The 19,390-nt window shown below is 37.5% G+C and carries 18 protein-coding genes and 1 riboswitch; of the genes, 14 read left to right on the forward strand and 4 right to left on the reverse strand.

Annotated elements, in window-relative coordinates:
* The first annotated feature begins 114 nt into the window (after positions 1-114).
* From MLE13_RS16265 to guaC, 5 genes are all read left to right on the forward strand, one after another.
* Positions 115-708: a class I SAM-dependent methyltransferase gene (locus MLE13_RS16265; RefSeq protein ID WP_240750791.1), complete on the forward strand. Its 594-nt coding sequence runs from the start codon at positions 115-117 to the stop codon at positions 706-708.
* Between the two features lie 268 nt (positions 709-976).
* Complete coding sequence (locus MLE13_RS16270; RefSeq protein ID WP_240750792.1) at positions 977-1,543, forward strand: RNA polymerase sigma factor; 567 nt, start codon at positions 977-979, stop codon at positions 1,541-1,543.
* The gene (locus tag MLE13_RS16275; protein ID WP_240750794.1) at positions 1,536-2,279 is read left to right on the forward strand and encodes an anti-sigma factor; all 744 of its coding nucleotides are present in this window, start codon (positions 1,536-1,538) and stop codon (positions 2,277-2,279) included. Before MLE13_RS16270 ends, MLE13_RS16275 begins: the two co-directional genes overlap by 8 nt.
* A gap of 169 nt (positions 2,280-2,448) precedes the next feature.
* A complete protein-coding gene (locus MLE13_RS16280) occupies positions 2,449-3,957 on the forward strand; it encodes a collagenase (protein ID WP_240750795.1) in 1,509 nt (502 codons plus the stop codon).
* Positions 3,958-4,076: 119 nt separating this feature from the next.
* On the forward strand, positions 4,077-5,060 hold the full coding sequence (gene guaC, locus MLE13_RS16285; RefSeq protein WP_240750796.1) for a GMP reductase: 984 nt from the start codon (positions 4,077-4,079) through the stop codon (positions 5,058-5,060).
* Between the two features lie 13 nt (positions 5,061-5,073).
* Here the strand turns inward: guaC and MLE13_RS16290 are convergent, their stop codons facing one another.
* Positions 5,074-5,640, reverse strand: a complete 567-nt coding sequence (locus MLE13_RS16290) for a TVP38/TMEM64 family protein (RefSeq protein ID WP_240750798.1) — start codon at positions 5,638-5,640, stop codon at positions 5,074-5,076.
* Positions 5,641-5,816: 176 nt separating this feature from the next.
* On the opposite strand from MLE13_RS16290, the gene MLE13_RS16295 reads away from it, so the two are divergent.
* Complete coding sequence (locus tag MLE13_RS16295) at positions 5,817-6,878, forward strand: P1 family peptidase (protein ID WP_240750799.1); 1,062 nt, start codon at positions 5,817-5,819, stop codon at positions 6,876-6,878.
* A gap of 373 nt (positions 6,879-7,251) precedes the next feature.
* Positions 7,252-7,518, forward strand: coding sequence for a hypothetical protein (locus MLE13_RS16300; RefSeq protein WP_240750800.1), 267 nt, complete (start codon positions 7,252-7,254; stop codon positions 7,516-7,518).
* A gap of 42 nt (positions 7,519-7,560) precedes the next feature.
* On the opposite strand, the gene MLE13_RS16305 is transcribed toward MLE13_RS16300, so the two are convergent.
* Positions 7,561-9,219, reverse strand: a complete 1,659-nt coding sequence (locus tag MLE13_RS16305) for an ABC transporter substrate-binding protein (protein WP_240750801.1) — start codon at positions 9,217-9,219, stop codon at positions 7,561-7,563.
* Positions 9,220-9,316: 97 nt separating this feature from the next.
* Here MLE13_RS16305 and MLE13_RS16310 point away from each other — a divergent pair, with 97 nt between their 5' ends.
* From MLE13_RS16310 to MLE13_RS16340, 7 genes are all read left to right on the forward strand, one after another.
* Positions 9,317-10,567: an MDR family MFS transporter gene (locus MLE13_RS16310; RefSeq protein ID WP_240750803.1), complete on the forward strand. Its 1,251-nt coding sequence runs from the start codon at positions 9,317-9,319 to the stop codon at positions 10,565-10,567.
* Positions 10,568-10,586: 19 nt separating this feature from the next.
* Positions 10,587-11,075, forward strand: coding sequence for a GNAT family N-acetyltransferase (locus tag MLE13_RS16315; protein WP_240750804.1), 489 nt, complete (start codon positions 10,587-10,589; stop codon positions 11,073-11,075).
* Positions 11,076-11,234: 159 nt separating this feature from the next.
* The gene (locus MLE13_RS16320; protein ID WP_240750805.1) at positions 11,235-12,353 is read left to right on the forward strand and encodes a GGDEF domain-containing protein; all 1,119 of its coding nucleotides are present in this window, start codon (positions 11,235-11,237) and stop codon (positions 12,351-12,353) included.
* 166 nt (positions 12,354-12,519) lie between these two features.
* Complete coding sequence (locus tag MLE13_RS16325) at positions 12,520-13,473, forward strand: HNH endonuclease (protein WP_240750806.1); 954 nt, start codon at positions 12,520-12,522, stop codon at positions 13,471-13,473.
* Positions 13,474-13,528: 55 nt separating this feature from the next.
* Positions 13,529-13,722: riboswitch (cobalamin riboswitch) on the forward strand.
* Between the two features lie 164 nt (positions 13,723-13,886).
* Positions 13,887-14,435, forward strand: coding sequence for a hypothetical protein (locus tag MLE13_RS16330; RefSeq protein ID WP_240750808.1), 549 nt, complete (start codon positions 13,887-13,889; stop codon positions 14,433-14,435).
* Positions 14,432-15,376, forward strand: a complete 945-nt coding sequence (locus tag MLE13_RS16335; RefSeq protein WP_240750809.1) for an ABC transporter substrate-binding protein — start codon at positions 14,432-14,434, stop codon at positions 15,374-15,376. The genes MLE13_RS16330 and MLE13_RS16335 overlap by 4 nt, the downstream gene beginning before the upstream one ends.
* Before the next feature lie 357 nt (positions 15,377-15,733).
* Positions 15,734-16,738: a LacI family DNA-binding transcriptional regulator gene (locus tag MLE13_RS16340; RefSeq protein ID WP_240750811.1), complete on the forward strand. Its 1,005-nt coding sequence runs from the start codon at positions 15,734-15,736 to the stop codon at positions 16,736-16,738.
* 80 nt (positions 16,739-16,818) lie between these two features.
* Here the strand turns inward: MLE13_RS16340 and MLE13_RS16345 are convergent, their stop codons facing one another.
* Together MLE13_RS16345 and MLE13_RS16350 are read right to left on the reverse strand one after the other, a co-directional pair.
* Positions 16,819-17,553 carry a YqcI/YcgG family protein gene (locus MLE13_RS16345; protein ID WP_240750812.1) on the reverse strand — a complete coding sequence of 245 codons (735 nt, stop codon included), beginning with the start codon at positions 17,551-17,553 and terminating at the stop codon, positions 16,819-16,821.
* 108 nt (positions 17,554-17,661) lie between these two features.
* The gene (locus tag MLE13_RS16350; protein ID WP_240750813.1) at positions 17,662-19,332 is read right to left on the reverse strand and encodes a DUF2207 domain-containing protein; all 1,671 of its coding nucleotides are present in this window, start codon (positions 19,330-19,332) and stop codon (positions 17,662-17,664) included.
* Between the last annotated feature and the right edge of the window lie 58 nt (positions 19,333-19,390).

A 19,390-nucleotide genomic window follows, 5' to 3' on the forward strand; every position in this document is an offset into this window, starting at 1 on the left:
TCATATAAGAAGTTGTCGGTTTTTCAATAGATATTTATACAAAGAAATCAGCACTACTAATTTCATAATGATTACCAATAGTTATTAGTTAAAACAAACAGGAGTTGAATGAATATGTCTAAATTATTTCCTGCACTATATGATATCGCAATGAAGCCGTTAGAAAAAACACGATTTGAAAAGGTTCGGGCTAATCTTGTCCGAAAAGCGCAAGGACGTGTGTTAGAAATTGGTTTTGGCACAGGTGCTAATTTTCCTTATTACCGTGATGTTGAAAGAGTAGATGCGATCGAACCAAATCCCGAAATGAGCAAACACGCAGCAAAACGAATTAAAAAAGCGCACGTGCCAATTTATACGTACGACGCAAAAGCAGAAGAACTGCCATTTGAAAACAATAGTTTCGATACAGTTGTTGCGACATTGGTTTTTTGCACAATCCCTTATCCGATAAAAGCACTTGAAGAAATAAAGCGAGCTAGTAAACCAGGCGGGAAAGTGCTTTTTTTTGAACACGTTAAAGTTGACCAAGAAGCCATAGGCAAAACGCAAGAAGTCTTAACGCCGGTCTGGAAAAAGCTATGTGATGGCTGTCATTTAGACCGGGATACGCTTGAACTAGTAAAGCGCTCAGGATTAAAGGTGGAAAAAGTTACCTCCTATTATGGTGGACTATTCTTAACCATTGAATGCTATAATCCAGAATAATAAATAGGTAGATTCGCAGAAGGCTCATTTGGCTTTCTGCTTTTTTATTATATGAAAATTATTCATTTAATAATAGATGATTGTGATTTTCTAAGAATAGTGAACTAAATTGTCGTTCTATACGTAGTATAAGTAAGAAAACAAAAGAAACTAGCGACAGTTGTTTCTTTATCTCTATTTATATAAGCGTTGTAAAAAGAAAAGATTTTCCTGTAGCGGGAAGTATAGTAAGGTAGTAATACGAAATAAGTAAAAAAGGAGACAGGGGATGGAAAAAAGTACCGATACAAGCTTGTATTTGCGTGTAAGTGAACAAGATAAAGATGCACTAGAACAATTGTACGACCGCTATGAAAAAATCCTTTTCTCTTTTCTTTATAAAATGCTCGAAGACCGAGGATTGGCTGAAGAAGCATTACAAGAAGTGTTTATCAAGATTTGGCGTGGTAAAGGGGTATACGACGAAAGTAAAGGGAAATTCTCTTCTTGGCTTTTCAGGATGGCGCAAAATACGGCCATTGATTTGATAAGAAAAAGAAAAAAACCTACTGTTCCAATTGAAGAGGCAAGTCAAATGGTTAGCAACGATGAACCAGTTGAAGAACAAGTAGTGTGGCAGGAAAAGAAAACTCAGATTGAAATGGCTGTTCAGCATTTGTCAGCAGAACAACAAAAAATGATTGATTTGTTTTATTTTAAAGGACATACACATGAAACAATTGCAGATATGTGTGATATTCCACTGGGAACTGTTAAGAGTCGAATACGACTAGCTCTAAAAAAATTAAAAACATCACTGCATGGGATGCAGGAAAGGGGGGCTTATGATGACTAATATAGATTGTGATTATTTAGTAGATTACTTAAATGGAACATTAACAGAAGAAGAAAACCAGCAATTTGAACACCATTTAAAAACATGTACGGAATGCCAGGAAATAATAGAAGCAACTGGTCAGCTCCCTTATCTTGCAGATCCGGTGGAACCACCAACAGATATGAAAGCACGTATTTTGTCTAATGTATTTGATGAGAAAGTAGAACAAAATAATCACTTGAAAGATCAACCAATAGATCAACCGAAAGCATTGAAACCAGCAATGTCTCCAATACCAATTCATAAAAAGAGACGTAAAGAAAATGTCTGGAAACCGCTTCTTGCAGCTGTTTTGTTAATGTCGTTATTAGGTAATGGCTATGCCTTTTACCAGCTGTCAGACCAAACCGCAGAAACTGAAACTGCGATTCAATCCATTGAACTCCAACCAAATGCAACATTTACAGGAACTGCAACGGCAGCGATGATTGAAGAAGAAGGTTTGTTAAATCTAGTCGTTCAAGCAGACCGATTAGCTGAGTTAGAAACGAGTCAAGTGTACCAAGTATGGCTGATCAAAGATGGCAAGCCGATACCAGCAGGTGCATTTTCACCTAATCCAAACGGAGAAGGCGCAAGTTATTATCAACTAGAAACCACTTCAGATGAGTGGGATACTATTGCAATTACACTAGAACCTAAAACAGGAAATGAGTTACCTGAAGGTGAAATTGTATTAAGTTCAGAAATTTAACTGACCGCATGATGCGGTCAGTTTTTTTATGTCTAAAAAATTATCGTATTGAATTCAGTAAAGCAAGACTATTTATTCATTTGAATAACTGCTAATATGTAGAAAAGATTAGTGGCTTATCTATCTAATGTACGTAATGCCCCTATATAGAAAATTTTCGGAGGAAGCAATGAAAAAATTACTTAAACAATTTATTTTACTAGTTATATGTTCGTATATGGCGTTTTTCCTCGTATTTAATCAGGGGTTACTTGGGGGGATAGTAATTTCAGGTATATTCCTAGTGGTTTGTACGTTTCTTTTTGTCGCCAGTATTATTGGCGTAGTTAAAGGGAAATTGGATTTGATAAAACTTACTACTGTTGCTGAAGCTGCGTTCTTAATGACTTTTTCTATACTCCTCGGACTTGTGATAACAACTATTGCCCTTATTAATTCATTTGCGGTGTATACAACGGGTGATGAAAGTCAAAGTTCCGATAAGAAAATTAGAGTGTTTGCATCACGAATATTTGATGTTCCTTCCCAAGCGGCTCTTTTAAAAACCGAAAAAAATGGTGTTACTTACTTTTATCCAGAAAACAATAAAGATGAGATTGAAAAAATGGATGAGTTGTTGCAACTAGAGCGAGAAAAGTTCAATTCGACTCTTGGAACACAGGATGACGGAGGCTTAACAATAGAGTTTCACGAAGATTATGCTTCATTAGAATCAGGCTATGGTTCGGAAGAAGTCGCCGGGTATTACGATTTAAGCAATAAAAGAATTCACTTAGTTCCAACAGATGAAAATTGGGAGCTAATTTTAGTGCACGAATACTCGCATTACCAAAATCATCTTTTTTCCGATCAGCATTTGTTGTCAATAACACGAATTCCTTCATGGTTTGAAGAAGGAGTTGCTGATTATTTTGCAGGTGAATCAAGCATGTGGTATGACTTAGAAAGTATTGAAACAATTGATTTTCACGCGCTCGACAATCAAGAAGACTATGACAAAGCAAGTACGGATACATACGATCCATATGCTCAAAGTTTTTTGGCAGTGGAATCTATAGTTGATGCTCATGGCGAAGCGATTATTCCTGAATTATTAAAGTCTCAATCGACTGGTGGATTTTACAAAAACTTAGAAAAGACCATTAATATGGATATAGAAGAATATGAAGAAATTTTCCTCCAACAACTATTAGCGAATCAGCAACAAATAGCCGATTGGTTTGACTTGGGCTATCAACAATTAGAGATGAAAAATTATGAAGCGGCTATTAAAACGGTTGAAAACATTCGAGAAACTGGAGACATTTACGATATAGATGCAGCCGATTGGTTACTAGTAGATATAATGCTTGCTCAAGAAAAAGTTGACCTTGCAGTTGACTTGCTGAACAAAAAGATAGAAGTGGATCAGGAAGAATTTCTAGTCGATGATTTATTGTTATTAGCAGAAGTATACCTTCTTGTTGATCCAAAGCTGTCACTCGAAACGGCGAAAAAAGCAGAAACAAGTGAACTTTATTTTTACGAAGAAGATATTATATCGGTTTACGAACAAGTTAATTCCGACGATGAACTCGCAGGCTATAAACGGTTAATAGCAGATGAATGGCTTTATAATCCATACGTGATATACCAATTAATAGGTAAGCTTAGTAATGATTATCCAGGTGAATTTTAAAACTACATGTAAAAACAACTTTAGTTCTTTGACATCACTACATAAATCAAGTACATTATCATATGGACGAACATTTTTAAGTTATTCGAGTATATCATTCGGTTATAGGGGTGTAATTTATGGAAAATGTATTTGATTACGAAGATATTCAACTTGTTCCTGCAAAAGCGGTGGTAAATAGTCGTTCAGAATGCGATACATCAATTGAATTTGGTGGGCGTACTTTTAAATTGCCTGTTGTTCCAGCTAATATGCAAACAATAGTAGATGAAAAACTTGCAGGCTATTTAGCCGAAAATAATTATTTTTATATTATGCACCGCTTTGAACCCGAAAAACGGATTGCCTTTACAAAAGATATGCAGCAACGCGGACTTTTTGCTTCGATTAGCGTCGGTGTAAAAGCGGAAGAATATAATTTTGTTCAACAATTAGCAGATGAAAAAATCATTCCTGAATATATTACAATTGATGTAGCTCACGGACACTCAAATGCTGTGATCAACATGATTCAACATATTAAGAAATTGGTACCAGACAGCTTTTTGATCGCAGGGAACGTTGGAACGCCTGAAGCTGTGCGTGAACTCGAACATGCTGGAGCGGACGCGACAAAAGTTGGTATCGGACCAGGGAAAGTTTGCATTACGAAGATTAAAACAGGTTTTGGTACTGGCGGCTGGCAGTTGGCAGCACTTCGTTGGTGTGCAAAAGCAGCAAGTAAGCCAATTATTGCAGATGGTGGTATTCGTACGCATGGAGATATTGCGAAATCTGTTCGCTTCGGAGCGTCAATGGTTATGATAGGGTCGCTATTTGCTGGTCACGAAGAATCACCGGGTCAAACGATTGAACAAGACGGCAAAGTATTAAAAGAGTATTTTGGATCGGCTTCAGAGTTCCAAAAAGGTGAAAAGAAAAACGTTGAAGGCAAAAAAATGTATGTAGAGTATAAAGGATCGTTGAAAGATACATTAGTAGAAATGGAACAAGACCTTCAATCTGCCATTTCATATGCTGGTGGAGACCAATTGCTAGCAATTCGAAATGTAGACTATGTCATTGTCAAAAACTCGATTTTCAATGGTGATAAAGTATATTAAAGAGCAAACCCCTTCAATCAGCTGATTGAAGGGGTTTTTTCTGCTTTATCGACTTTAGCCATAGTGCTATTGAAACTAGTAACACGAGGCCAAACAGCGCATACTGAACGTTTTTAGGTGCTATTTGTGTAACACCGTACACTGCAGCCAATTCTAAAATCACCGCTGGAATTTTGCCGATCGTACTAGCAAACCAAAAAGCCTTTCCGCTAATTTGGGTTAGCGCTGCACCAGCCGTAACAAGCCCAGAAGGCATAAAAGGAAGAAGTCGTAACAAAATGACCATGCTATAAACTTGTTTCGTGGATTGTAGTTGGAATTTTTGCCAGAACCGGTGACGCATCCATTTCGGATCAGCTTTGGAAAAGCCAAAGCGGTAAAGATAAAACCCGATTAATGCACCGACTATTTCACCTGTAAAGGTTAAAATAGCACCGCCGTATAGACCATAGGATTGAATGTTTACAGCCGTTATTAAAACACTTGGTATAAAACCGACCGTGCCAACCGCTAAATTGACTAGTAGAAGAAAAAGGTATTCAAATATCATAAGCAAATTATCGATAAACGTGGCCTCCATTTCTATTCCTATGTAAATTGATTTTACCACTTTGAGGCAGTTTTTAGGAAAATAGTTAACATGGTTAATTCGCTAGAACAAGCAGAAAACTCTTCATCAACCACATTGCTAGTTGTATGATAGTGGAAAGCTCTTATACATAAATGATTTGAAATTAAAAGACAAGGAGTGGGGATTTGAAAAACCAAAAACGAATTCGAGATTATGGTGTGGAAATCGGCACATTGAAGACAGGAGAGTTGAATGCAATAACAGATGTAGCAGGTGTTACGGTAGGGCAGGTTACGTTAAGTGGAGGCAATATGCAAACAGGTGTAACCGCCATCAAACCGCACCAAGGAGATCTGTTTCATGAAAAATTAATTGCTTCGAGTCATGTCATAAATGGTTTTGGAAAAACGATGGGAACTATTCAACTGGCAGAACTAGGAGTGCTCGAAACACCAATAGTGTTAACAAATACATTAAACGTTGGAACAGCAGCCAATGCAGTCATTGAGTATATGCTAGAGAAAAATGAGGATATTGGAAGGACTACGGGAACTGTCAATCCGATTGTTGGAGAATGCAATGATATGTTCTTAAACGATGTACGAGGTCGCTTTGTTAAAGAAGAGCATGTGCGGCGTGCGCTTGATGAGACTGGTGAAGAGTTTGAGGAAGGAGCAGTCGGCGCAGGGAGAGGCATGTTGTGTTATTCACTTAAAGGCGGAATAGGTTCAGCTTCTCGAATGATCGAACTAACGAATGCACGTTATACAATAGGGGTACTCGTACTATCTAACTTTGGTATGTTAAGTGACTTAACGGTTGGTGGAAAACCCATCGGCAAAAAACTTAAAATACAAATTTTGCAATCGCTTGAAGAGCAAGATAAAGGATCAGTTATGATCGTAGTTGCTACGGATTTACCTGTGTCAGAGCGTCAACTAAATCGGATTTTGAAACGTTCTGTTACAGGGTTATCACGAACAGGTTCAATTATTACGAATGGCAGCGGTGAAATTGTACTTGGTTTTTCAACAGCTAACAAAATTCCTCACAACAAACCGTCTCAAGCTTTAACGATTGAAACCATACATGAAGAAGATATAGACGAAGCTTTTAGGGCGGTTGGGGAAGCTACAGAAGAAGCTGTGTTAAATTCGTTAATAACAGCAGAAGCTGTTGTTGGACGTGATGGCAATAGTAGACCCGCTTTAAAAGAGTTAATAGAGAAATTCAACTTAACACTTTAGAACCCATTTAGGGTTCTTTTTTGCCCTTTTTATATAGAGGCAGTGAAAAGAATATATAGCTATATGAAACACAATAAAATATCAAATTAGTATTTTTGTGTTTACAAATAGTAGGAATGATTGTAGTCTAATAGTGATAGATGATAACTAAATTTTCTTTTAATAAGCCATTTATATAGGTTTAAAGACATTTTTTGAATTATACAAACTATTTTTAAATTTTTTACCGTATTTTCTTAGTGAAATATAGATTTCAAGCAGTTCTTAAACAACGCGTTGCGTACAGATTTGTGGTTTTCATCTTAAATAAGCTAAAAATTTTCAACTGTCGATGCCATGGCAATAAGAATGAACAGTTAAAGGTGGTGTTCTTATGAATGAGAAGTGCTTTTCATGCATTTCCGCAAGTATTTGTCTCCTGACTTTGTTACCGCTAACTTTAGCAGCGATTCATTGGTTTCAGGGACCGCTTGAGTTTTTGTTAAATGTTCATTTGTATTTGCCTAGCTTGTTGAGTGTTTTAGGAGTAGGAGCGGCATTAATCGGTATAAAAGGTGATTTGAAATTGAACCTGGTGCTGTTCAACGTACTTAGCTTAAGTCTTTATGTTATTTTAACGATCAACTTAACTTCTCTTTAAAAACAAGGCCGTCACGTTATCTGCGTGATGGCCTTGTTTTCGCTAGTTTTTAACAGGACGAACCCATAACTTAGAGAAATCAACATAGCCAAAATGACTAATGTTGATGTTCATCACATCAATAGAAAAAGGGATGTGCCGTTTTTCATAATAAAGTGGCAACATAATCGATGAAGCGATTAAATCTTGTTCCATTTTTAGGTTTAACACTGTCCATTCATTAAAAGGCGTAGCCGCATATTGCTCTAAATAATTGTTGAACAGTGGTTGAGACTTCATAATAGTCGCTAAAGGAGAATGGCCATTGGCTAGGAAATAAAAAAATGAGAAATTTTGATTCATTTCAAACACTTCGCCGTGTATAAAAAGATCAGCTTTTTGATCCACCTTTGTATCTGTTAATTTATCTTGGAAAGACATCCATTGAATCTCAACCCAAATCCCTTCACTTTCAAGTGATTCTTTTAGCCACCGCGTGGCACCGTCCGTATAGTTTGCAGCTTTAATGATTAGTGGCTGTTCTAGGTGTGGCCGTTTCGGACAAGGCAATGTTATGGGTTGTTGCTGTTGTCCAATTAAGCAACTGTGATGATTGGCCATAGCACGAGTATGAAACTGTCCTATTTTATGCCGATGTTTTGCAATGGCGTAATGAACATAATCACGAACTTCTTTTTGATTGATTGGTGAATCTTTGAATGCATTTAAAATTACAACGCCGAACCCTGAATCACTTTCTACTTGGAAAGTTTCTTCTATCCTCTCGCATGAAGAGCGATAGGCAACATCAAAGTCCCCGGATACTTGGATGAATTCAACGAGGTCGATTAAGGGACGTTGTTGAAAATAGTTACCAAATGCTTGTAGTGTTGTTTTACTTTCATTATTTTCTGAGACATAAAAGCTACCAGAACCGATTGTTTGATGGGATGATTCTTTATAAATACTGGCATTGATCATGCCAAGCATATGCAAACAATAACTACAACCTCCCGGAAAGGTGATATCAACAATATGGGGGCTACTAGACATAATCGATACAATTGGCTTCCACAAATCAGCAAAGGATGAATCGTTGCGTAGCCGATTCAAACAATCGACAACATCAGCTGCAGTTAAAAAAGATCCATCGTGAAAATATACTTCTTTTCTCAAATACAAGCGAAGGTGGGTGCTTGATGCATCCCAGCTGTGTGCAAGTTCAGGGGTTATATAGCCGCTTTCATCTACAGATACGAGGCGGCTATATACATTAGCGACCATATTAGCGCTATGAATATCTGCAGCGTATAACGGATGAAGTGTTAATAATGGATATTTTCTAGGAATGATTAGTTTATCGTTATGATCTGTACTATTTTGTACGTAACCAAAATTAGAACGAAATTGATGCAACAGCCGCTGCTTAACTTCCGGCGACCAATCAAATAATAAATATTTACTGGCAGTTTCAATTGATTTTTCTTCTATTAGTTGAGCCATTTGTTTTTCATACTGTTCTTCTACATTAATATGCCATTGAATATGAGAAGAATTTCCTCTACCGCGGCCAGAAGTAAAAGTAAACCAGCCTTCATCTGACCATTTACGAAGAAGGCGTGCTGTTTGCTTGCGGCTTAATTCGAGCCAATCTGCCAACTGAGATTGCTTAATGTACCCAGTGGGTACAGCTTGCCATAAAGATAAAAGAATACGTTCCATAAAGCCTCCTCCTAAAAGTGGACATAATTATAAAAATTGTCTATTTTTAGTATTTTCCGTCTAGTTTAATATACATAAGACAAAGGGGGCTGACAAGATGAAATGGAAAGACTATCCACAAAATATTAAAGTACGTTTAATCACATCATTTTTTAACCGAGCTGTAGCCTCAGCTGTCATGCCATTTATGGCGTTGTTTTTTGCGCAAGAGATGAGCAAAGTATGGGCAGGTTCTTTTTTGATCCTTACTGTGTTTATTGGATTTTTTGTTAATATGATTGGAGGCTATATATCCGATCGTTTCCCTCGAAAAAAAGTTCTTGTAACGACGTCTTCACTAAGTGCCGTCATGTTTTTGCTCATGTCCATCAGCTTGGTACCGAACGATCGGTGGATTAGTCTTTTTGCACTGGCTTATGTCATGTTCATTGTTACTAGTAGCCTTGGGCGTCCTGCAATGCACGCCATCATTATCGATTCGACAACACCAGAAAATCGTAAGGCGATTTACGCCATCGATTATTGGATGGTCAATTTATCCATGGCCATTGGTGCAGCACTCGGAGGACTATTATATCTTAATCATCAAATCGAATTATTTATGGTGTTGACTGTAACGGCTGGAAGTTTGCCAATTGCATATCACATGTGGCTAAAAGACGAACGAGTGCAAAGCTTAAAAAAACAACACCACAATGTTGTTATTGATTTGCTTCAAAATTACAAAGTTGCATTTCAAGATCGTCCTTTTGTTAAAGTAGTGATTGGGTCTATGTTTATTTTTTCAGCAGAATTTTCTTTGAACAGTTATATTGGTGTTCGGCTGGCTGAAAGCTTTGAGGCATTCACTATAGGTGATTTTGAAGTTGCAGGTGTGCGCATGTTAAGCTTGTTAAATATTCAAAACATGTTGCTTGTTGTCTGCTTGACGTTTCTAGTCAATAAATTTACAGATCGTTTTGCTAAACAACATGTCTTGTTAACAGGACTTTTACTTTACAGCATAGGCTATATTACAATCACTTCAGCAAATAGCTGGTACTTATTAATTTTGTTTAATTTTATCGGAACAATCGGTGAATTGGTTTACTCACCTGTTCGCAATGCAGAAATGGCGAACATGATTCCAGAAGATAAAAGAGGATCATATTCCGCTTTTTCCAATGTTTCATTTAGCGGTGCAGATTTGTTGGCGCGGTCGACTATTATTATCGGCGCTTTTCTCATTCCTACCATGATGTCTGTTTATATCGGCGTCTTATTAATGATTGGTACACTACTTGTCTACACAGGTTTGTTTGTGAGAAAATCCGGAAAAGAACAAGTAGTTGAGCCAGAAATCATTTAAAAATGCTAGGAGAGTAGCCATGATAATCAGAAAAGCAGTTTCAACTGACGCGAAGCAATTGGCAGCTCTTATGAAACATGTTGAAGAGTCCAATCTCATGCTGTTTGAACCGGGAGAACGTAAAACAACTAGTGAGCAACTTCAGAAACGCCTACTTGCGATGGATGAAAAATCGACTGTGTTCGTAGCGGAAGAAAACAATGAGTTAACAGGTTACGTATTTGCAATTGGAGAAGATGTGAAACGAAAACAACATTCTGTCTATATTGTAATAGGTGTTCAACAATACGTGCGGGGTAGAGGGACAGGTACTGAACTATTACGCGCTATGGAAAAGTGGGCTATCGATAAGGCACTTCGTCGTATTGAACTGACGGTGATTGCACATAATAAGACAGCCGTTGTCTTGTATGAAAAAATGGGGTTTGACATTGAAGGAGTAAAACGAGATTCACTTTATATAAGAGGTGAATATGTCGATGAACTATACATGTCAAAACTACTTTAAAGTTCATAAAATTGGTGAAACTCTTTAGTTAGTCACGTAAAGTGGCTACTAAAGAGTTTTTTAGTAATAAATTTCTTGTATAATATTGTAATTCATCTATATTTATTGACATAGTAATTGTAAACTAATACTATTAGAGGTTTTATAGGAGTTGTTTAGATGGCCACATTGCTTTTTTTCTTTCTCGAAAATATGGCATTAATTATTGCGTTATTGTATGTCGCATTAAAAGTGAAAGAATTTTGGTTTCCGGATTTAATGGAATCGAAGCGACTAGTGTTTTTCAGTATCATATTTATTAGTTTTTTGACTTTTTCTGTTATGCAAAAACCTTATTTTTACATGGGGATGAGACTAGATTTGCGAGAAGTCGTGCTTTTTTTTATTTCTTATGTTGGTGGCTGGAAACTAGGTTTATTATCTTCCATATTTCCGTCCGTTTTTCGCTATTCTTTAGGCGGACCGACAGTTATCATGGGGATTTTGCAAGCAATACTATTACCGGTAGTAATCGGCAGTTTTTTTCGCAATAAGCAAAAAGCTAATAAGTTTTTTTCGTTAATCGACCTTAAAAGAATGATGATTGGGCTACTGGTTTTTGAAGCCATTAAATCAACTTTAATGCTAGTTACTACACCGGCAGATTTGTCTATTATTATCCCAATGGCTATTTTTGCTGGAATTGCGGTACTGGTAATGGGCTTAATGACAAATGGCGAAAACTATCATGTTTTGTTGCGAAAAGAACTTGAGGTTCATTCAAATCAGGACCCATTGACACAACTGGCCAATATGCGGTTTTTTAGAAAAGAAATTCAAACGCTAATTTCTAAAAATATTCCTATCGCCATTATTATGTTAGATGTTGATTATTTTAAATCCTATAATGATGCGCATGGTCATCAAAAAGGAGACGCGGTGCTGCGATCAATCGGTCAGTTGATGAAAGATAATACTCGACCAAACGATTTTGTAGCACGCTATGGTGGAGAAGAATTTGTTATTTGTATCGCCGAACCGTTTGATGGACACAAAGCTTTAGAAATTGCTGAAAAAGTTCGGACAGAAATTGAAAAATATCCGTTTGACGGACAAGAATTACAACCAAAAGGAAATTTAACCGTTTCATTAGGAGTTAGCTTAGGCTCAACCGATAAAACTTTAGAACAACTGATCGGAGAAGCAGACCAAGCACTTTTCCAGTCCAAGCGGAGCGGGAGAAATCAGGTTACGATTTATAGTGAATTCCCCCATGCAGAAGCGATTGGAGCTTTATAGTTCGGTAAAACAGCCACTTACTTAAGTGGTTGTTTTTTTATGCCGATGGTATCTTGAAAGCATAAGTTGTAGATTTAGGTTAAAATAGAGAAAGTAATTTATTTAAGTATAAGTGGCTTCACTACATAAAAAACAATTAGAGTATGACCATTATTAGGAGGCAGTTATGAATAGTTTTATCGTTATGCAAGGAGAGACTTATCACGCTGAACAGAGTGCAGGGGTACTTTGGACGCCTCAAATAGATAAGTCAGGTATGGTGCCACATTCATGGAAGCGGATGAATGAAGTGAAAAAAGGCGATATTGTTTTTCATTATGTAAAAGGATATGTCGTGGCTATCAGTCGCGTACGTGAGGATTGTGAAAAAGGTAAAAAGCCAAAAAATCTTGAAGATCAGTCAAAAGGCTATGAAAAGGCGTTCGTGGCTTACACGGTTTACCGGGAATTAGAAAATCCCTTACCGATTAAAGAGTTTTTTCAAGAAATCGAACCATTATTGCCGGTGAAGTATTCGGCTTTTCAAGAAGATGCTAATGGAAATTCAGGTTATTTGTATCCATGTAACGAAGAATTGGCGATAAAATTTTTAGAATTGATTAGTTCGTTAAATATTTTCACTATAGAAGTAGAACAACTTGAATTGTCGATGGAAGTGATAAAGAAAACTGAGCATAATCCGTTACTCAGCTTAATCGCAGAAGCCGAACTAGAAATTAAAACGAAAATGCGCAGAGGCAAAGAGCAGTTCAGAGAAAGTTTACTGCCACTTTGGAACGGCGAATGCCCACTTTGCGGGATAAGCATTAGCGATGTGTTAAGAGCAACGCATGCTAAACCATGGAAAGACAGCTCAAATGCGGAACGATTAGACCCTTTCAATGGTGTATTGCTCTGTGCTAATCACAGCGCATTGTATTCAGCGGGACATATTGCTTTTACCGGGGGTGGACGTCTTCATATCTCAAGTAAGATTCTAGAAGAACACTATCCAATCTATCGCTTAAAAAAAGGCATGAAAATATCGGTATCACCTGAACATGCCACCTATTTAAGATGGCATAAACGAATTGTTTTTGCAGAACCGAGAAAAGTAAAACTACTGATGGATCAGGAATAACCAATTTTTTAGTATGTCTTTTGTCTTATGAACTATGATACACTGATAACAAGTGAATAATCATGCAGAAAAAAGGTGCTGATTCGTCAGCGTAACAGGGAACTCGGTTAAATTCCGGGGCTGTTTCCGCAACTGTAAGTGCGTATGAAATAAGAAAATACCACTGTTTAGTGCAAGCAACTAAACGGGAAGGTTCTTAAAGTAAATCGATGCACAAGCCAGGAGACCTACCTTTTTTTGAACGTATTTTTACTCTTCGGAAGATAAGGGAATCATACGGCAACGTTGCTATTTTTGACTGCTGGAGTATGTCTCTAAATAGCTATGCCGCCGCCCTTTATTGAGGGCGGCTTTTTGTTGTTTTCGAGAGCGTTCAATGCAGTGATTTTCACCAAACTAAGTGAGGTGGAATGATGAAAAAAGACATGAGGTATCTGTGTTATCCATTTATGCGTGAAGCAGCGTCTACAGTAGATTTTGAAATCAGAACGGATTCATTGACCACACGTATTGGGGAAGCTTTGTCTTTAACTAGAGACATAGAAGTAGTACAGCGAGATTTACACATTCTTCAGCCGAAAGTTTATCATTTAAATGGCTCTGTACGTGGCAAAGTTGCCATTCAAGAAGAAGATTTAATCGAACTAAGTGACATGTACGATTATTATGTAAACTTCACAAAAGATAAAATCGGCAATTTTGTCTTGCCGCAAGGCACACATGCGGCTTGTGTTTTGCATGTTTGTCGAAGTGAAGCGAAAAAATCAGTTCGTGCATTACATAAAGTAAGTCTCGAACGGGATGTACCGGAAATCTTATTCGACTATACTCATCTTTTAGCCAATATACTCTTTACGATGGCTGTTTATGTCAATCAACATCATGGGGTTGAAGAAATTCCATTTGTTAGTAAATCGTATCCAACAAGACCTAAAAAGAAAGAAGTGGCCAATAAAATATGAAAATATCATTTTATAAATACTTAACGATTGGAACAATCGCTTTAACTTTAGGGGCGTGTCAGTCTGATGTATCGGAAGAAGTTAAAACAGATTCGGCAACTGAAAATGAAAAACAAACTAGTTACACTGTTATCGATGACTTAAATAAAGAATTAACTTTTGATACAATACCAGAAACGGTTGTCTCGTTAATTCCGAGTAATACAGAAATTTTATATGAAATTGGTGCGGGTGAAAAAGTGATAGGCGCTACCGATTATGATAATTACCCAGCAGAAGCTGCAGAAGTTGAACGAGTTTCTGACTCTGTTGTGTTTAACGCAGAACGCATTATTGAATTAGATCCAGATGTTGTGATTGGTTATTCGACAGGTGCACCTACTGGTTATGAAGAATTAGAAGCTGCAGGAATACCCGTGTTTGTGATAGAATCTGCTCAATCTTTTGATGATGTTTACGGAGATATTGAACAAATCGCAACGGTTATGGGCCTTGAAGATAAAGGAGAAGAGATAAACCGTTCCATTCAGCAGAAAATTGATGACGTACAAGAAAAAGTAGCAGCTATTGAAGAAACCAAAGAATTATATTTTGAAATAAGTCCTTCTCCAGAACTTTATACAACCGGTCAAAAAACGTTCCAACAAGAAATTTTAAATCACGCCAAAGTGGAAAACCTATTTGGCGACCTTGAAGGATGGCCAAAAATTTCGGAAGAAGAAGTGATTAAGCGTAATCCAGAAATTATAACGACGTCTGTGTCTTATACGGAAGATCCAATCGCAGAAATAAAAGAGCGCGAAGGATGGGGAGATATAGAAGCTATTAAAAACGAACAAGTCTTTTTCTTAGATTCTGATATTACATCACGCCCTGGACCGAGAATTGGAGAAGCAGTTGAACTTGTAGCTAAAGTTGTCTATCCAAAAGCATTTGAATAAAGATCTAAAAACCCTCGCATATTAAGCGGGGGTTTTTAAAATCTTTATTAGGCAGATAAAGGTTTGGAAAATAATATTTCAGTTTTCAAAGGCTTGTTTTATTGAGCTGATGAAACCTACAATCCTGAAAATGAATAGCAATGAATGGCATTACGTAATATAACACAATAGAATGAATTAGGTACATTTCATTATTTATGAATAATTACACTTAGTCTTTTTTGAATAATATATTCAGAAAGAATTTATTGTGAATTGAATGGATTTGTTGGTGCTTCATCTAGTGATTCATGCTATACTGAATGGGTGAATATAGTATGAATATTTTTTTATTAAATAGAGAGTAGGGTGATGAATATGGTGTCAACCACTGATGTAGCAAAGTATGCGGGTGTCTCACAAACAACTGTTTCACGTGTTTTGAATAAACCGGATCAAGTGAAAAAAGAAACCTATGATAAAGTCATGAATGCAGTTAATGAATTAAATTATTCATCTGTAGAAGCCGAAAAGATTAATTCTCCAATGGTTAAAACGAAAACCATTAGCTTAATTGTAGGTGCTTTGAGTGACTCGATTTATATGAATGCAGTTCCTACAATCATTAGTACAGCGCAAGAACAAGGCTATCAAGTGAATATTCATTTCATTGCTGAATCTCGTGAACTTGAAACTTATGAAACTGTGCTTTCAAACAAACCAAATGGCATCATAGTTATTTCTACTTTACTCGATAAAACAGTACATGATAAATTAATTGATTCAACTATTCCTTTTGTTGCACTAAACTCAAGTGGTGTAGCGAGCCAACATTCAATTGGGTTGAACGATGTTGAAGCTGGTTATTTGGCTGTTAAACACTTAATGAACGCTAATCATTTTGAAATCGCGTGGGTAGGGGGTACGTTAAGCAGCCCACCTACGAAAGATCGCTTACTTGGGTTTGTCCAGTCTTTGCAAGAAGCCCAGTTTAAAATTCGCAAAAAACGATTAGTGGTTACAGACTTAGATAAGTTTTCTTTGTTTGAAGCATTTGAAAATTTGCAAGCTTTAAAGAAAAAGCCAACTGCAATAGTGGCGGCTACAGACGAAATCGCTATACAAATGATGGATTTTTATAAAGAAGCAGGCTATCAAGTTCCGGAAGATATCAGCATTGTCGGAATTGGAAATTCAGAAATGGGTCAACATTCAGCGCTTGCTCTGACGTCAGTCGGGACATCAGATAGTTTGGCAAACTTAGGCCAAGAAACCGTAAAGCGATTATTTGATTTAGTTATCCATAACCAAGACGAAGCATTTCACGTAAATAGAGAAGTCGTGCTGTATGAGCGAGCTACAACAAAAGCTTTGCAATTATAAAGTTCACAGCTACTCAAATCGTTACAAAAGAGCCTTACCGTTTTAAATGGTAAGGCTCTTTTGTATGTTAAGTAATAACATTATTTCATTTCTTTATGTGAAAATGGACATTTTCCTTTGAGCGGTTCACTATCGTCACCGATGAAAAACTGCTTCCATTCATTATGATTTGGATCACCAAAATGGCTAATATCGGGATGTGTCGGTAAATGATCCCATGCTTCTACACGTTGCCGAACTTTTTCGCGGGACATGACGCCACCCTTTTCAGTGCCTTTTAACCCTTCGAAGATACGACGGGGCTGAAACCCTAGAACCATTGCGTTGCCGAGATCCCGCGTTTTGCGTTGCTTATAAGCAGGCGTGTTGCCGAAAATAAAGATTGGTTCTCCTTTAAATGTGAAGTCCCATAAATAATGATCTGGGTCCCGAGGTGCGTCTTTTGGCCAGTCCATATTATCTGAGTCATGTAAGTATTGAAGAATGTCCCAGAACTGTTTACGGTAAACGTCAAGCGTTGCTTCTTCTTTGAACGGTTCTACAAAGACAAATAAACCGTGACGTTTATGTTTTGGATCGTCGAATAATGTTAGAAATGACTCAACAGCAGAAGGCAAGTTGCTCCAATCTTCTTGTGTAATATACGCATAACGTAATTCACCTTTTAACTCCCCATTCATTCCGAAATAACAAGGGAAGGTTTTATCGGTCACGGTTTCGTGAAAGGTTTTGTATTCAGCTAAAAGCCATTGGGGTAAGTCGTTACGTACTGAAAAATCGTCTTTCGTTAGTAAAGTTGAGTGTTTTGTCAACATCGGATAATTCCTCCATTTGTAAAAAGATCTTTTGAATTCTAGTTCCCTAAGATCTTTAAAGCAAAACAAAAACGGCTAAGAAAAATCTCAGCCGCTCAAGTTTACTGATTAAAATGCACCAGAGCCACCACCGCCGCCTCCTACACCACCGCCACCACCAAAAGAATCAGTAGTACTAGCAGAAACTGTAGTGTTGGCATTAGCAGCTATGAATAACCCAGTCAGTAGGACAGGGTTATAAAACAAGCCGAAGTTTGCAAAAGCCGCATCGCTATAGGCATTCGTAAAGCTTTGCGTTTTTGGGTTTATGGACTTTTCTTCTGCACCTAACAAGTAGCTATAGGCGCGCATTTTTTCATCTTGTGATAACGAACTCCACTCGGATTGATCCAAGTTTTCCATTTTCATTTGCATTTGTTTCCATTCTTCTCGAATAACATGTCCCTCAAAAGTAATCGGAGAATAGAAACAAAAAGCAAGTAAGAAAATGCCGGTGATAATGGAAACAATCATTAACGAGATGAGGTCTAAAAGACCGAAATAGATTGAAGCTCCAAATAACGCTGTTCCAATAAATCCAGTAGTTCCGCGAAGAAAAAGCTGCTTGTCGTGTAAGTTGTTGTCACGTACTTCTTCAACGACACCATTTCGCCAAGCGGTAATTGAATCGTTATAAGAAGAGTGGTTTAACTCATTTTTTGTGTAATTCTCGAGATCTGTTGTCTCGAAATATTCACCGTCTCCTGTTTTATCAAATAACAATTCCACTAATTTTTCTTCATGTATATAGTCGGTTTGACGGCTAATTAATTTGAATTTTTCTTCCGACAATTGTTCAATGTTCTTTTTGCGTACCAATTCCATTAAAGCCGCAGCTGTAACAGCAGGTGTTAAAATGGAGGATTTTGTGAAATACAATGTCGCTGGAATGCTCATCTTTTGTTTAGGTACATAAAAGCCAGTAGCTTTAGGCTTTGCTTGGAGCTTCATTTGGCGAGCTTGATTCCTTGCCCTAGCGACTAGTGCTAATAACAATGCGCCTGCAGCTGCTACAAGACCATTTCCCCAAAAACGACTCGTGTTTTGTTTTACCGAAAAAGCAAGCGCATCCGCTTCTAAACGTTCTTTTTCATCGGTTAATTCTGAGCGAATACTTCCGTTTTGTTGAGCTATGGTCGGAAACAATTCTTCATCAAAAATGACGCGGACATCGCCGTTAGATCCAGCAGAAACTGTGCCCATATCAAAGCGAACTGCGCCGCCTGCTTGCAAGCTACCTGTCTGATAGGCTTGATCATAGCCCACGAAATCTACATTTTTTGCAGGAGCGGGTGGGAGGACGGTAATCGCTAATTGTTCGTAATCACTGTCATTGCGGTCATCAAAAAATGGCCAGTAAAATTGAGCACCATCTTCGAACTTTTCGATAGCCTCTTGAATCTCATAGCGAATTTCGATGGTGATGGTTTCGTCTTCACCTGAACGAAAGATTTTGTACAAATTTTCTTGGCGTTCAACCTTTAATTTACGATTGCCATCGGTGGCACTAAATTGTTGAACTAAGGTTCCGTCTTTTGGAATAATTTCTCGTGTGATGCCATTAAATTCACCTTCAAACCTATACGTATGATTTTCGGTAACATCTACTGTTCCATCGGCATTTACTTGGGCTTCAATTGTCACGTTAGAAATTGAATACTCGACAGCTAAAGCTTGTATGGGAAACAATGCGAAAATCAACAATACCCATAGTGCAATGGTGGATTTTTTCTTGTACATCGTCAACACCTCTTCCTCTATTTACGGGAAGCCCCACAAAAAGTTTCAGAAAGATTCA

It is taken from the genome of Planococcus halocryophilus, from assembly GCF_022489025.1.
In the GTDB taxonomy this organism is placed as follows: Bacteria; Bacillota; Bacilli; order Bacillales_A; family Planococcaceae; genus Planococcus; species Planococcus halocryophilus_A.

Coding starts and splice junctions, on each gene's coding strand:
- MLE13_RS16265 (WP_240750791.1), top strand. CDS start 115: ATGTCTAAATTATTTCCTGCACTATATGATATCGCAATGAAGCCGTTA.
- MLE13_RS16270 (WP_240750792.1), top strand. CDS start 977: ATGGAAAAAAGTACCGATACAAGCTTGTATTTGCGTGTAAGTGAACAA.
- MLE13_RS16275 (WP_240750794.1), top strand. CDS start 1,536: ATGACTAATATAGATTGTGATTATTTAGTAGATTACTTAAATGGAACA.
- MLE13_RS16280 (WP_240750795.1), top strand. CDS start 2,449: ATGAAAAAATTACTTAAACAATTTATTTTACTAGTTATATGTTCGTAT.
- guaC (WP_240750796.1), top strand. CDS start 4,077: ATGGAAAATGTATTTGATTACGAAGATATTCAACTTGTTCCTGCAAAA.
- MLE13_RS16290 (WP_240750798.1), bottom strand. CDS start 5,640: ATGGAGGCCACGTTTATCGATAATTTGCTTATGATATTTGAATACCTT.
- MLE13_RS16300 (WP_240750800.1), top strand. CDS start 7,252: ATGAATGAGAAGTGCTTTTCATGCATTTCCGCAAGTATTTGTCTCCTG.
- MLE13_RS16305 (WP_240750801.1), bottom strand. CDS start 9,219: ATGGAACGTATTCTTTTATCTTTATGGCAAGCTGTACCCACTGGGTAC.
- MLE13_RS16310 (WP_240750803.1), top strand. CDS start 9,317: ATGAAATGGAAAGACTATCCACAAAATATTAAAGTACGTTTAATCACA.
- MLE13_RS16315 (WP_240750804.1), top strand. CDS start 10,587: ATGATAATCAGAAAAGCAGTTTCAACTGACGCGAAGCAATTGGCAGCT.
- MLE13_RS16320 (WP_240750805.1), top strand. CDS start 11,235: ATGGCCACATTGCTTTTTTTCTTTCTCGAAAATATGGCATTAATTATT.
- MLE13_RS16325 (WP_240750806.1), top strand. CDS start 12,520: ATGAATAGTTTTATCGTTATGCAAGGAGAGACTTATCACGCTGAACAG.
- MLE13_RS16330 (WP_240750808.1), top strand. CDS start 13,887: ATGAAAAAAGACATGAGGTATCTGTGTTATCCATTTATGCGTGAAGCA.
- MLE13_RS16335 (WP_240750809.1), top strand. CDS start 14,432: ATGAAAATATCATTTTATAAATACTTAACGATTGGAACAATCGCTTTA.
- MLE13_RS16340 (WP_240750811.1), top strand. CDS start 15,734: ATGGTGTCAACCACTGATGTAGCAAAGTATGCGGGTGTCTCACAAACA.
- MLE13_RS16345 (WP_240750812.1), bottom strand. CDS start 17,553: ATGTTGACAAAACACTCAACTTTACTAACGAAAGACGATTTTTCAGTA.
- MLE13_RS16350 (WP_240750813.1), bottom strand. CDS start 19,332: ATGTACAAGAAAAAATCCACCATTGCACTATGGGTATTGTTGATTTTC.